Raw genomic sequence first — 14,050 nt, 5'->3', positions numbered from 1 at the left:
ACACCGAGAAAGCCCCTGTCGGGGCTTTTTTTTATTCCGGCGTAGACAGAAAAATTTGCTAAACTGCGGGCTGATTTATCGCTGGTGGAGAGAAAATGTTGGAGTTTGAAGGACGCACAATCGCAACAGACGCGCAAGGTTACCTAATGGATAGCACCGCGTGGAGTGAAGCGTTGGCTCAGGTGTTAGCAGAACAAGAAGGCATCACGCTAACTGAACCGCATTGGGAAGTTGTCCGGTTTGTACGAAATTTTTATCAGGAATTTAATACATCACCCGCGATACGCATGTTGGTTAAAGCGATGGCGCAAAAGTATGGCGAAGAGAAAGGAAACAGTCGCTACCTGTATAAACTGTTCCCGAAAGGGCCTGCAAAGCAGGCAACGAAAATTGCCGGCTTACCCAAACCGGTCAAATGCATCTAGCGTCATCCGCTTTCAATAGCGGATCGTAAAACCCTCATAGTCCGTCTTGCCGTGTGGCTCAATAAGCACCTTATCCACTCTGGCGCTTCGTGGGCCTCCTTGCTTCAGCCACTCGATCAACACCTCTACCGCATGAGGTTCGCCGTTTGCTACCACTTCCACGCTACCATCATCGCAATTGCGCGCATACCCATTGAGCCCCAGTCGCCTGGCCTGATGCAACGTGCTGTAGCGAAATCCCACCCCCTGAACCATGCCATAGACATAGGCGACAGTTGCTATATTTGCCATATTTCCCCCTTTTTCCATCCCAATAGGCTAAACAACATTTCACTAACTGGGCTGTATCTTCTAAAAATTTACACCATACTATTAATAATATGTTCAGCCCGTAGTTCATCAATGAACAGATCGCTTGAAAAAACGCTGTACGCTAAAAGGCGTTATCGGATGCGGTAATCCTCCACGTAATCCGCAGCGAATAGAAAGTGTAATCTATTTCCAGGGGGTTATATGATCATCTGTAAATTTGGCATCGGACAACAGATTCGTCATAAGCTGCTGGGGTTTCCGGGGGTTGTTATTGATATCGATCCCGAATACTCATTAGAAACGCCCACCTGGGAAGAAATTAGCGGCAACGACACGCCGCGTTCTGAACCGTGGTATCACGTAGTGATGGAAGATGATGAAGGCCAACCGATACATACTTATCTGGCTGAAGCACAGTTAATCAAGGAGGAGCTTTCTGAACATGAACATCCTTCGCTCAATGAATTAGCCGAGGTCATTCAGCGCCGTGCGCCACATCTGCGCCATTAGCTTTTCCCGACGGCAAATATTGGCTACTGAAAACAGACATTGGCGATGTCGTGATACTCAACATCGCCCTGCGTCTGTGACCTAGTTTCCCCAAACGCTTATTTACCCAGACCCAGCCGTGGGATTTCAATTTTCGGACAGCGATCCATCACGACTTTCAGCCCAGCATCGTTCGCCAAAATTGCCGCTTGCTCATTGATGACGCCGATCTGTAGCCATAGCACACTAGCGCCAATGGTGATTGCCTCTTTGGCAACCTCATAAGCCGCTTCCGGTTGGCGAAAGACATCGACCATATCAACCGGTTTAGGAATATCCGCTAAGCTGGCATACGCTTTTTGGCCCAGGAGCGTCTGGCCAACCAATTTGGGACTAACGGGAATAACGTCGTACCCCTGCTCAAGCAAATACGCCATCACACCATAACTCGGGCGGGAAGGCTTATTGCTGGCACCCACAAGTGCAATGGTTTTTACCGTTTTCAGTACAGATTCAATATCACTGTCATTCATGCTATTCCGCCTCTGTTGCGTGATTTATTACAGTGTATCGCACATTCTACGAATAGCAGGAAATGGCTTAAAGACTCACCGTCTACACCCTATAGAACGAAAAATGCCATAACAGCCTGTTTCAAATTGAAACCTTTGACACATTCAGACAATTCCTCAACAATACTTGGATTGCGTGCCATTTGGGAAAATTATGAAATTCGACTTCATCACTGTCTGCCTCTTTATTGCAGGTTTCAGTTCTTCTGCAATTGCGGCAACAACGTTGAAATTAGATCAGAAAATCGATCTCCTGATGGTTGACGGGCAAAAAATGTCAGGTTCGTTGCTGAAAGGTGCCGATAGCCTCGAACTTGGTAGTGGGCAACACCAGATTTTGTTTAAAGTTGTCGATACCGTCGATGCCCAAACTGGTGTACCTGTGACCTATTTCCCTTCCACGTTGATTGCAGCGTTTAACACAGAAAAAGTGGCATCGGTGTCATTTAAACTCCCTCCGCTGCACACCCTTGAGGATCGCAAAAATTTCACTGCTCAGCCTCAATATCAACTACTTGATGAAAAAAATCAGGTTATCCCCGTACGTACCGATGCACTTGTCATTGCTGACAATGACCTGCTCGATATAGAGCGGAAAATGTCGGAGTACAACGCGGCAGCAAAAGGGGCTTCCGTTGCAGGTTTTGCCAGTGCACTGAATGAATCCGTAACCTGGTGATTTTACGCGCAGTCACATCAGATTTTTGATACCCGTTCGCCTTTTCTTGCTTTTATCGCTTTGCACTGAAACAGCGTTTCCGTAATCTGTCTGTACCCTAGCGTCAGCTTTACTACACCAGATTGAAGGACGTAACCATGGAGTTCACCACCCGTACCATCGCCGCGCAAAAACATATTGCGCTGGTAGCACACGACCACTGTAAACAATCCCTCCTGGATTGGGTTGGTACGAATAAAGAACAGCTCGAAGCGCACACGCTTTACGCCACCGGAACCACCGGGAACCTGATTCAGTTGAATACGGGACTGCCCGTAAAAAGCATGCTGAGCGGGCCAATGGGGGGGGATCAACAGGTTGGCGCACTCATTTCCGAAGGAAAAATCGATTTAATGATCTTCTTTTGGGATCCACTTAACGCCGTACCACACGACCCCGATGTGAAGGCGCTGCTGAGGCTAGCAACAGTGTGGAATATTCCCGTGGCCACCAACCGTGCAACGGCGGATTTTCTGGTCAACTCAGCGCTATTTAAAGAACCTGTAGAGATCGCCATCCCTGATTATCAGCGCTATCTGCAAGACCGCCTGAAGTCGTAGCCGCACATCACCATGGACCAGCGGCGAGCCACACCGTCGACGCTGGTTTCTGCTGCTCCACCTCTCTACTTTCGCTTTTCGTTATCCTGGCTTACGCTGCGTCGGCACGTCTAAGCGATGAAGATGTTCAATAAACACCGAGGGATTCGTCACATCCTGTAGCAACCAGACGCGATGTTTCGCTCTCGTCAACGCCACATACAGTAAGCGACGTTCTTCCGCATCGGGGAAATCTTCCGGTTCAGGTAACAGCACCGCCTCAATCACAGATTCCCTTGCCGGTGCCGGGAAGCCGTCTTTCCCTTCATGCATACCCACAATAATGACATATTCCGCCTGCTGCCCTTTACTGGCATGCACGGTCATGAAATCAATATGCAAATTCGGCCATTTGGTCGCGGCCTTATCCAAAATGGCAGGACGTAAATGATGGTAGCGGGCAAGCACGAGAATGCGTTCATCCGCTTTTACAAAGCCGCTCAGTTTGTCCAGAAGTGGCTCAAGTTGATCCTGAGGTAGGATAGTCACCGCTTTTTTATCCCCCTTACTTAGGCTATTAAGCGGTTTCTTCAACTGATACGGGTTTTGTTGTATGAACGTATTGGCAATTTCACCAATGCGCTCATTAAAACGATAGGTAGTATCCAGCGCGCACTGCTCACCTACGCCGAAATGCTCTTCAAAAGCCGTCGTCAACGTCAGTTCAGCACCGCTAAAGCGGTAAATGGCCTGCCAGTCATCCCCTACGGCAAAAAGACAGGTACGGCTATTCTGTCGACGCAGTGCTGCCAGCAGGTTCGCACGCTGTGGCGAAATATCCTGGAATTCGTCCACCAGAATGTGTTTCCAGGGGCTAACAAAACGCCCTTTATCCAGCAGGTTTACAGCCTGATGGATGAGGCCAGAGAAATCGACCGCGTTTTCATCCTTAAGTGCCTTTTTCCAGGCTTTCAGCAACGGCGCCATCAGGCGAACGCGTTGCTGAAATTCGCTCCGAATGGATTCTGGTGCCAGCTCAACCATTTCGCTCTGACTGCCGCCATGCATACGCATCAACCCTAGCCACCGCTCTAGTCGCCCGGCCAGTCGCCCCGCGAGTTTCGGGTCATGCCAGAAATCACCTTCTGGCACATCCCACTCCAGCTCTTCTATTAACCAACGCCGCCATCCGTTAGCCTGCGTTTTCTTCTCGGCACATTGCTGCTGCCAGTGAGAAATCAGCAGTTCCCGACGCTGTTTCGCATCGCTTTCCAACTGGCTTATCATCGGTACCTTACGACTAGCCTGCTGAATGATGTGCAATGCCAGCGAATGGAACGTCTTGGCCTGAATGTCGTTCGTGTGGAGTCGTTCCTGAATGCGCTCATTCATCTCTTCTGCTGCTTTACGACCAAACGCCAGTAGCAAAATTTGATCGGGCATGGCTTCCTGCCGATGCATTAACCACGCCGCTCGAGCCACCAGCACGGAGGTTTTCCCGCTGCCTGCGCCCGCCAGCACCAGTACGCCCTCTTCGCCATTTATCACGGCCTTACTCTGCGACACGTTTAATGGCGAACTCTCCACCGTTTCAAAGAAAGATTGCTCTGCCGCCAACGTGCGATCCATCCATGCCTGATTCGCCGCAGTGCGCATCTCATCGCCCAGCTCAAGCCAGCGCAGGCAGTCCCGGTAGTTATCACGGCAGTTATCAAAGGTTTCCAGACGAGAAACAGGCAGGGGAAGCGCTGCCAGAGAATCGCGGATAGCATTCTGCAACGTTGACAGCGCCTGACGGCTAAACCATTTATCCTGCTGCATCAGCGCTTGAATACTGTCCGTTTGACGCTGCAAAACCTCGGCGCTGACCAGACTCATCGCCTCGCTCCAGCCAAGCCAAGACTTGAGAAGAGAGCGGTAAAAAGCCTGCGTTTCCTGCCATTCTGTTCCGTGCAAGCGCACCACTTTCCCGGCTGGCAATTCAAATTCCAGCTCTCCCCACACCAGCCCTCTTTTACAGTGAATGCCCAGCAGTTGGTTAAAGGGGATCAGGTATTGATGTTTATCGCCACTCACTTCGACACCGGCATTCAGTAACCGCACCCGATTGTAAGGATGCCGGGCCAGATGTTTACCTAACGAGGTGGATTTCAGTTCCATGATGTTCGCGCCATGACTATGTGAGAGGTTATTCGTCCATTTTTCGTCGTTTATCTGTTCCCTAGTTTACCCGTTATCAGACTTCACGCTCTAGCCTTAAAAACAGGTTAGAATATCCTAATGCTTAATGTGATAATTCTTTTACCATCAGCGAGTTTGGTTACTTTACCGGGTTACCTTACACGTACAGGAGAGATTATGCGTACTGTGTTGAATATCCTTAACTTCGTATTAGGTGGTTTTTTCACCACACTAGCCTGGCTTCTGGCGACGGTCGTCAGCGTGCTGCTGATTTTTACCTTACCGCTAACACGCTCATGCTGGGAAATCACTAAGCTGTCGCTCTTGCCTTATGGTAATGAGGCCATCCATGTTGATGAACTGCGACCGGATGAAAAGAGCACGATTCTCAACGCCGGCGGCTCTCTGCTGAATATCTTCTGGTTTATTTTCTTTGGCTGGTGGCTTTGCCTGTCGCACATCATTACAGGTATCGCGCAGTGTATTACGATCATTGGCATTCCCGTTGGCATCGCCAATTTTAAGATCGCTGCCATCGCGCTGTGGCCAGTAGGACGTCGCGTAGTTTCCGTCGAACTTGCACAGGCTGCGCGGGAAAATAATGCCCGCCGCCGCTTTCGCTAACGGCATTTAAGGATATTACGTTGCTCACCTTTGCCCCGGGAATTCGCCGCTATGTGTACAATAGCAGTTGGCTATACACCATTCGTATCCTCATTGCACTCAGTGGTGCGGCAGCAGTTCCCTGGTGGCTAGGTCAGCCAACATCGACCATTCCCATCACGCTTGGTGTCGTCGCGGCCGCCCTCACCGACCTTGACGATCGCCTCACCGGGCGTCTACGTAATCTGTTCATTACGCTGGCCTGTTTTTTTGTCGCGTCCGTCTCGATCGAACTGCTTTTTCCCTATCCCTGGCTGTTCGGGATTGGCCTAGCGGTATCGACCTGCGGCTTTATTCTGCTCGGCGCATTAGGGCAGCGCTATGCGACAATCGCATTCGGCGCACTGCTGATCGCGATTTACACTATGCTGGGCATCTCTCTTTATGACAACTGGTATCAGCAGCCCATCATGCTGCTGATCGGCGCATCGTGGTACAACCTGCTTACACTGTTCGGCCATCTGATCTTCCCAATCCGCCCGTTACAGGACAACCTCGCGCAGTGTTATCAACAGTTGGCCCGCTATCTGGATGCAAAAGCCAACCTATTCGATCCCGATATTGAAGAAGAAACCGACAAACCCTTGATTGATGTCGCGATGGCAAACAGCCAGTTGGTTGCGATACTCAACCAGACCAAGTCTTCGTTGTTAACCCGTCTGCGTGGCGATCGCGGACAACGTGGGACGCGTCAAACACTGCACTACTATTTTGTCGCTCAGGATATTCACGAACGGGCCAGTTCGTCGCATGTTTACTATCCGCAGCTGCGTGAAAAGCTGCGCTATAGCGATGTCTTATTCCGCTTTCAACGCCTGCTGAGCATGCAGGCCAAAGCCTGTCAGCAACTGTCGCAATCCATTCTGTTGCAGCAAAAATATCAGCATGATAGCCGCCTTGAGCGGGCTTTCGTGCACCTTGAATCGGCTATTGCGCGCATCGCGGCCAACAACATGGCGGATGCTACGCAAATCAAAGCGCTCACTTATTTATTAAATAACCTGCGCGCGATTGATGCCCAGTTAGCGACAATCGAATCCGAACAGGCTATTGAGCAAGAAAATAACCCGGAAAACACGCTGGCAGATGACAAAATCACGGGGTGGAGCGACATCCGCTTGCGCATTAGTCGCCACCTGACGCCCCAGTCGGCGCTGTTCCGGCATGCTATCCGTATGTCCATACTACTCTGTAGCGGCTACGCGTTGATTCAGGTCACGGGGATGCAGCACGGTTACTGGATTCTGCTGACCAGCCTGTTTGTTTGCCAGCCAAACTATAACGCCACCCGGCGACGGCTGACGTTGAGGATTATTGGGACTTTGACCGGTATTTTACTCGGCTTGCCTGTCTTATATTTCGTCCCTTCACTGGAAGGACAACTCACGTTAGTCGTCATCAGCGGCGTGCTGTTCTTTGCCTTTCGCAACGTACAGTACGCACACGCGACCATGTTTATTACGCTGCTTGTCCTGCTCTGCTTCAACCTGTTGGGCGAAGGCTTTGAAGTCACGGTGCCACGTATTATCGATACCTTATTGGGGTGTGCCATCGCATGGGCTGCGGTGAGCTTTATCTGGCCGGACTGGCGTTTTCGCGGTCTGACAACCGTCATTAATAAGACATTAGACGCCAACTGCCGTTATCTGGACGCAATTATGGTGCAATATCATCAGGGGAAAGATAATAGCCTGCCTTATCGTATCGCCCGCCGGGATGCACATAACTGCGATGCCGAACTGGCATCCGTTGTGTCGAATATGTCTTCAGAACCTCACGCAACCCGGAGCAAACTGGACAGTGCATTTCGCTTCATGTGTCTGAATCATACGTTGTTAAGCTATATTTCAACGCTCGGCGCACACCGCGGGAAAATTACTTCGTCGGAAACGCTGCTGTTGCTGGATGATGCCGTTTGCCATGTTGATGACGCGCTACACGGTAGCGAAGAGGAAAGTGTGCGTATCAATCAGGGATTGAAAACTATTACCGCCAGCATTCAATCCCTTTCACCTGAGTCAGACAGTAAAGAATCATTAGTTATTCAGCAAATCGGCCTGCTGCTCGATCTTTTGCCTGAACTCGTACAACTAAAAAATGACATGATTACACAGTAAGAATAAGGCGAATTTCTTAGTGCTTGGATCCTTTGGAGACAGCATTATTTTTATACCATTCCAACAGTTCGTTGCGGATACCTCGAGGAAGCGCCGCCTGATGCGTGCCACAAATGGCACCAGCAAGCGCCAATAGCACGTTGACACTCAGATTAGTGCGGACCTTCCGCAACTCAAGATAGCTGTTTTTCGCGCCATAATGCTGTAATTCATCGACATTTCTTATTCCTGCTTTCCACAACAGGCGTTCAATATCGTGGTTAAGATTCGGGAGATCTTTTAGCCGTCCGTTGGTGTTTCTGACAGCTTTATCATACTGCGCGCCAACCAACGCCAAACGGGCAAAATACAGGAGCTGCACAGGTTCTTGCCATAATGCTTCATCAACAAGAAAATAATTCAACGGAACTGGCATACCGCGCTTGGTATAAATCAGATTAGGCATATCACGCTGCTGAAAATATTTTTCATCCTTCTTACTGGCGCGAAGATAAAGCTCCCCTTCTGACACCAGCCCAAAAATCGTTTTATTTGCTGCGATGCTGTAGCCACCAAATTGGGAACGTGAGGTGATCTCCCCCAAAGATGAAAAAGAATGCTGAGATTGCAAAATCCTTTTTCTGCATAATTGCTTCATTGCCATAATCCTTAGTATTAAAATGATTTCTTCCTGAACAATTAAAAATATCTGTAGCAGGAGCAAATAATTAAACACAGCCCCGATGCGGCTTCAAACAGTAAATGTGTTTACTGTCTCTTGCATAAGGAATATGCGAAGCGCTTTCAAAAAATCAGGTTGATTTTCACGCACACAGCGGATACTGTATACCCATACAGTAACACTATGGGTAGAACTCATTATGCGTACGCAATCAATCAGCTCTCACAACATTCAGTCGTCATCGTTTTCTGCAAATCAGCATGCTGCGGAAACCTCGATCAGCACCGGCGGAATTATCAGCGAAATCGTGTACAACGCCGATCAGCCCATAGTCACACACCTGCTATTGCCGCTCTTACAGCAGCTAGGTACGCAATCACGTTGGCTGTTGTGGCTTTCTCCTCAACAAAAATTGAGCCGTCCCTGGGTACAGCAATCTGGCTTGCCGCTGGATAAAATGGTGCAACTTCACCACATCAATCCGCTGTTTGCAGTGGATGCAATGGAAAGAGCCTTGCTGACAGGAAATTACAGCGCGGTGTTATGCTGGCTACCACACGAATTAACGGAAGAAGAGAAAGTCCGGCTACGCCGCGCCGCACAGGCAGGAAATACGTACGGCTTTATTATGCGGCCAGAAAGTACTGGCGGTGACGCCTATAGACTATTTCCCAGCCTTAAAATTCATTCGACATTGTATCATTAAGTAAATTAAGAATTTTCTCAGCCCTATCTGGTTATGTGCTATACAGATCGCCGCAGAGCGGTATTCTGTGGGCCTTTTTGGGTATATTTAATACAGCTAAATGGCGTAAGATCTGTCAAAAGCATCTACTATTTGTTAGCAAGTATGTATGAATCGTGCGATTTTCTTATGACGCAAATCACATCATACTTGTAACTTTCTCATCACGTTGTAGACTTTAGCTCGCTGGAGTTGCTCTTTTATAACGTCAGTTGACTGGCAGTAAGTCATAAATAAGAGCAAAGTATCCAACCAAAGGATTTTAACCAAAGGTTTATTAGCCCTCCAGGTTAATTACCGATTTGGATGATAATGAGGCGTAAAATGAAAAAAACAGCTATCGCAGTTGCAGTGGCACTGGCTAGCTTCGCGACCGTCGCGCAAGCAGCTCCTAAAGACAATACCTGGTACACCGGTGGTAAACTGGGTGTGTCTCAATTCCACGATACCGGTTTCTACGGAAATGGTTACACTGGTGTCAACAACAACCCAATCAAAAGCAAGTTAGGTGCTGGTGCATTTGTTGGCTATCAAGCTAACCCGTACTTGGGCTTTGAACTGGGCTACGACTGGCTGGGTCGCATGAAATATGCAGGTTCTACTTCTAACGTAGCAGACAGCGCTAGCTTCAAGGCACAAGGCATCCAACTGGCTACTAAACTGAGCTACCCAGTTGCGCCTGATCTGGACGTTTACACTCGTCTGGGCGGTTTGGTATGGCGGACTGACAGCCACGCTGACAGAAGCGGTACTCATCTTAACAACGACGACACAGGTGTTTCTCCGCTGGCTGCAATCGGTGTTGAATACGCTATCGACAAAAACTGGGCTACCCGCGTTGATTACCAATGGGTAAGCAATATTGGTGATGCTGGTACCGTTGGTGCCCGTCCAGACAACCTGCTGATGAGCGTTGGTGTATCTTACCGTTTCGGCCAGGATGACCGCGTAGCACCAGTTGTTGCTCCGGCTCCGACGCCAGCTCCTGCTCCAGTTGTTGAAACCAAGCGTTTTACACTCAAGTCTGACGTCCTGTTCAACTTCAACAAAGCAACGCTGAAAGCAGAAGGCCAGCAGTCACTGGATCAACTGTACACTCAGTTGAGCTCTCTGGATCCGAAAGACGGTTCTGTTGTTGTTCTGGGCTTCACTGACCGTTTAGGTTCAGAGCAATACAATCAGGCTCTGTCTGAAAAACGCGCACAGAGCGTCGTTGATTACCTGGTTTCTAAAGGTATCCCTGCGAACAAAATCTCTGCTCGTGGCCAAGGCAAATCTCAACCAGTTACCGGTTCAACCTGTGACAACGTGAAACCTCGTGCTGCGTTGATCGACTGCCTGGCACCAGATCGTCGCGTAGAGATCGAAGTTAAAGGCATCAAAGACGTTGTAACTCAGCCTCAGGCTTAAGTTATTAACGAAAAAAACCTCGCTCCGGCGAGGTTTTTTTATGACCGACATCCTCGCCCATCACTCTACGCGCTGTTGCTGTACAACGTTGAAAAACACTCCCTGCGTTTTTTATGCCTGTTTATCGGCAAGATAAATGACAAACCCGATCACATCTCGTCATTATTCAGAATGGCTTTAAGATCCTGCTTGAGCAACGACATCTGGCTGGCGTATTTCTCTTTATGCTCAGCATCTTCAATTAACTGGACAATTGTTTCTGACAAGGTCACTCCGCGTCTTTGAGCCAGAGCTGCAAGACGCTGCCAGACCAAATATTCCAGATCGATCGATTTCTTGCGCGTATGTTGGTGTTCTGCATTGAAATGACGTTTACGCCGTGCTCGGATCGTCTGCTTCATCCGATTTTCTAAGGTGGGATTCATACATTGCGCAATCCACTCCAGCACTTTCACCGGCTGGTTTTCCATTTTAAGCAATGCCTGTACCGCCTCGTCCGCAGCACTTTGCTCCAGAAAGCGCGTGATCTCCTCTCCCTCCCGGTGTTTTTTCACCAGGTATTTCCATTTCCATCCGCACTCAAGATTTTCTAGTTGTTGATATTTCATATTAAATTCTTCAGTGACCGCGTAACGTTACTTTCAGCATAACAGTTTTCCCCGATTTTGACCGCTTTCAGGCGGTTTTTTGACAAACTTTTAAGACAATCAGCCAAGCGCGGCTCGGGGTTCAATATGTTAAAGATGACGGGGAGATGACTCTCCTTATGCGCACTCGACATTATTCTTGTATAATCACGCTTTTCCATTAGACGATTACATTGATACTTTGACCAGTAACCGACTCTCATGGCAGCATTTACTGCCCAATAATACGCCTTATCAAACGCTATTCACTCAGGCAGCTCAGCTTGCTCCTGCTGAATTCTCCGCTATTCAGTCGCGTCTGGCAGACAGTCTGACGCTCTTTTGCCACCCTCGATCGCCTTCCCGCTTTATGTTGTTAAAAGCGCAGGAGAACGATGAATATATGGCATTGATCGCCCGTGCGCTAAGCGCAATCAGGCCAGACTCCGAGGCGATACATGGCAGTAAATATACCATCGAGGGGCGTCATATCCGGGTCGAGCCAGCCACACAGCCTGCGGATAATTTTGCCGCACAGCAGTTCTGTGGCTATCAGGAATGGATAGAACCTGAACAGCTCTTCGGCTGTGTACGCAGTTTTCACGATGAAATCACGCTGCACCCTGGTCTGATTCATCAGGTTAATGGCGGGACGCTGATCCTGTCGGCCAGAGCGCTGTTGGCTCAACCTTTAATGTGGCTGCGTCTGAAGCAGATTATGTCTGAAAGACTCTATCATTGGTTATCACCCGATGAGCGCAAGCCACTGCCCGTTAATGTGCCCCCGATGCCGCTTGAGATTCGCCTGATTATTCTCGGCGATCGGGAAAGTCTGGCTGACATTCATGACATGGAGCCGGAATTAGGCGAGCACGCGATTTACGGCGAGTTTGAAGCACAATTACAGTTGATTGAAACGGATGACATGGCTCGCTGGTGCGCCTACATCAATGCACTATGCAGCGAAAATCAGCTACCGCTACTGGACGCTGATGCCTGGCCAGCCTTAGTCAACGTCGCAGTACGCTACAGCGGCGATCAAGGCAATTTGCCATTATGCCCACGCTGGTTAATCAGCCAGCTAAAATATGCTTCGCTGTATGCCAGAGATGGTCAGATCACGGAGCAGGCGCTGGTTGATGCCATTGCCGCGCGCCAATGGCGTGAAGGCTACCTGCGTGAGCGTATGCAGGATGAAATAGAATTAGGCCAGATCCTGATTGAAACGGAAGGCGAAGTCGTCGGCCAGGTTAACGGCCTATCCGTACTCGAGTTCCCGGGCTATCCGGTTGCCTTTGGTGAACCAACGCGCATCACCTGCGTCGTGCACGCTGGCGACGGTGAATTCACGGACGTCGAGCGCAAAGCCGAGCTTGCTGGCAATTTGCACGCGAAGGGCATGATGATCATGCAGGCATTCCTGATTACGGAGCTGGAGCTTGATCAACAGCTTCCCTTCTCCGCTTCCATGGTTTTCGAGCAATCATACAGCGAAGTTGATGGTGACAGTGCCTCTCTGGCAGAGCTGTGTGCGTTAGTCAGCGCCCTCTCCTTGCGACCAATCAATCAGCAGTTCGCCGTGACGGGTTCCGTCGATCAGTTTGGTCGCGTGCAGCCAATTGGCGGCGTAAATGAGAAGATCGAGGGTTTCTTTGAGGTCTGCCAGCGTCGCGGATTGACGGGAACACAGGGCGTGATTTTACCTGTGGCTAACCTGCGTCATCTCTGTTTACAGGAAGATGTCGTTGAAGCCGTACGCGAAGGGAAATTCCATCTTTTCCCGGTAGAAACTGCGCCAGAAGCGTTGTCATTATTGACCAACTTCGCGTATGACGATGAGCAGCAGCCAAACCTGCTAACCGCGATTCGTGAGCGAATTGGACAACTTGCACCGCAGGAACGCAGACGTTTCCCTTGGTTTTTCCGTTAAACCAACTGGTTCAACCAGACGCAACAGACTTGCCCAGCGTACAGGTGTACGCTAACCTGCGTGCTTCATTAAAATAAGGCTTACAGAGACCATGGTAGATAAACGCGAATCCTATACAAAAGAAGACCTCCTTGCCTCCAGTCGTGGTGAGCTGTTTGGCCCGCAAGGCCCTCAGTTACCCGCCCCTAACATGCTCATGATGGACCGCGTCGTTAAGATGACAGAAGACGGTGGTAAATATGGCAAAGGCTATGTGGAAGCCGAATTGGATATCACGCCTGACCTGTGGTTCTTCGGTTGCCATTTCATCGGTGATCCGGTGATGCCTGGTTGCCTCGGTCTGGATGCCATGTGGCAGCTCGTTGGTTTCTATCTGGGCTGGTTAGGTGGCGAAGGTAAAGGCCGTGCTCTCGGCGTGGGTGAAGTCAAATTCACCGGACAAGTGCTGCCGACGGCGAAGAAAGTGACGTATCGCATTCACTTCAAACGTGTGATCAATCGCCGTTTGGTGATGGGTATTGCTGATGGCGAAGTACTGGTTGACGGTCAGCAGATCTATACCGCTGACGAACTGAAAGTGGGTCTATTCAAAGACACCAGCGCTTTCTAAGCGTCAGATAGCACTGCGGGCGAAAAATTTTTCGCCCGCGTTATACTCGTCA

15 protein-coding genes are annotated in these 14,050 nt (G+C 49.6%); 10 read left to right on the top strand and 5 right to left on the bottom strand.

Translation table 11 applies throughout. From position 1 onward, the window contains the following. Nucleotides 1-95 precede the first annotated feature (95 nt). Nucleotides 96-425, top strand: a complete 330-nt coding sequence (tusE, locus tag O1Q74_RS07030) for a sulfurtransferase TusE (protein ID WP_271877491.1) — start codon at nt 96-98, stop codon at nt 423-425. A gap of 12 nt (nt 426-437) precedes the next feature. On the opposite strand, the gene yccX is transcribed toward tusE, so the two are convergent. After that, entirely contained in the window at nt 438-716 is a 279-nt protein-coding gene (gene yccX, locus O1Q74_RS07025) for an acylphosphatase (protein ID WP_271877488.1), read from the bottom strand. Between the two features lie 222 nt (nt 717-938). On the opposite strand from yccX, the gene hspQ reads away from it, so the two are divergent. Beyond that, nucleotides 939-1,247 carry a heat shock protein HspQ gene (hspQ, locus tag O1Q74_RS07020; protein WP_271877485.1) on the top strand — a complete coding sequence of 103 codons (309 nt, stop codon included), beginning with the start codon at nt 939-941 and terminating at the stop codon, nt 1,245-1,247. 98 nt (nt 1,248-1,345) lie between these two features. Here the strand turns inward: hspQ and O1Q74_RS07015 are convergent, their stop codons facing one another. Further along, complete coding sequence (locus O1Q74_RS07015) at nt 1,346-1,759, bottom strand: CoA-binding protein (RefSeq protein ID WP_271877484.1); 414 nt, start codon at nt 1,757-1,759, stop codon at nt 1,346-1,348. A gap of 193 nt (nt 1,760-1,952) precedes the next feature. Here O1Q74_RS07015 and O1Q74_RS07010 point away from each other — a divergent pair, with 193 nt between their 5' ends. Both O1Q74_RS07010 and O1Q74_RS07005 read left to right on the top strand, forming a co-directional pair. Further along, nucleotides 1,953-2,477 (top strand): DUF2057 family protein, encoded by a 525-nt coding sequence (locus O1Q74_RS07010; RefSeq protein ID WP_271877481.1) that lies wholly within the window; start codon nt 1,953-1,955, stop codon nt 2,475-2,477. Nucleotides 2,478-2,614: 137 nt separating this feature from the next. Further along, on the top strand, nt 2,615-3,076 hold the full coding sequence (locus tag O1Q74_RS07005) for a methylglyoxal synthase (protein ID WP_271877479.1): 462 nt from the start codon (nt 2,615-2,617) through the stop codon (nt 3,074-3,076). Nucleotides 3,077-3,157: 81 nt separating this feature from the next. Here O1Q74_RS07005 and helD read toward each other — a convergent pair whose 3' ends face one another. Then, nucleotides 3,158-5,215, bottom strand: coding sequence for a DNA helicase IV (helD, locus tag O1Q74_RS07000; protein WP_271877476.1), 2,058 nt, complete (start codon nt 5,213-5,215; stop codon nt 3,158-3,160). 198 nt (nt 5,216-5,413) lie between these two features. Between helD and O1Q74_RS06995 the strand changes: the two genes are divergently transcribed. Both O1Q74_RS06995 and yccS read left to right on the top strand, forming a co-directional pair. Continuing rightward, nucleotides 5,414-5,860, top strand: coding sequence for a YccF domain-containing protein (locus O1Q74_RS06995; protein WP_271877474.1), 447 nt, complete (start codon nt 5,414-5,416; stop codon nt 5,858-5,860). Nucleotides 5,861-5,880: 20 nt separating this feature from the next. Further along, entirely contained in the window at nt 5,881-8,016 is a 2,136-nt protein-coding gene (yccS, locus tag O1Q74_RS06990) for a YccS family putative transporter (protein WP_271877472.1), read from the top strand. A gap of 16 nt (nt 8,017-8,032) precedes the next feature. Here the strand turns inward: yccS and O1Q74_RS06985 are convergent, their stop codons facing one another. After that, complete coding sequence (locus O1Q74_RS06985) at nt 8,033-8,653, bottom strand: TfoX/Sxy family DNA transformation protein (RefSeq protein WP_271877470.1); 621 nt, start codon at nt 8,651-8,653, stop codon at nt 8,033-8,035. A 223-nt stretch (nt 8,654-8,876) separates the two neighbouring features. Here O1Q74_RS06985 and sulA point away from each other — a divergent pair, with 223 nt between their 5' ends. After that, nucleotides 8,877-9,383, top strand: a complete 507-nt coding sequence (gene sulA / locus O1Q74_RS06980) for an SOS-induced cell division inhibitor SulA (protein WP_271877467.1) — start codon at nt 8,877-8,879, stop codon at nt 9,381-9,383. A gap of 363 nt (nt 9,384-9,746) precedes the next feature. Next, nucleotides 9,747-10,832 (top strand): porin OmpA, encoded by a 1,086-nt coding sequence (gene ompA / locus O1Q74_RS06975; protein ID WP_271877465.1) that lies wholly within the window; start codon nt 9,747-9,749, stop codon nt 10,830-10,832. 149 nt (nt 10,833-10,981) lie between these two features. Here ompA and matP read toward each other — a convergent pair whose 3' ends face one another. Next, complete coding sequence (gene matP / locus O1Q74_RS06970) at nt 10,982-11,440, bottom strand: macrodomain Ter protein MatP (protein ID WP_180777826.1); 459 nt, start codon at nt 11,438-11,440, stop codon at nt 10,982-10,984. A gap of 178 nt (nt 11,441-11,618) precedes the next feature. Between matP and O1Q74_RS06965 the strand changes: the two genes are divergently transcribed. Both O1Q74_RS06965 and fabA read left to right on the top strand, forming a co-directional pair. Next, nucleotides 11,619-13,388, top strand: a complete 1,770-nt coding sequence (locus tag O1Q74_RS06965; protein WP_271877461.1) for a Lon protease family protein — start codon at nt 11,619-11,621, stop codon at nt 13,386-13,388. A 91-nt stretch (nt 13,389-13,479) separates the two neighbouring features. Continuing rightward, on the top strand, nt 13,480-13,998 hold the full coding sequence (gene fabA / locus O1Q74_RS06960) for a bifunctional 3-hydroxydecanoyl-ACP dehydratase/trans-2-decenoyl-ACP isomerase (RefSeq protein WP_039353100.1): 519 nt from the start codon (nt 13,480-13,482) through the stop codon (nt 13,996-13,998). The last annotated feature ends 52 nt before the right edge of the window (nt 13,999-14,050 follow it).

The organism is Pectobacterium sp. A5351 (assembly GCF_028335745.1).
Lineage (GTDB): Bacteria > Pseudomonadota > Gammaproteobacteria > Enterobacterales > Enterobacteriaceae > Pectobacterium.
Note: the sequence above shows the minus strand (reverse complement) of the source record. Positions and strands in the feature narration are given on the sequence as shown.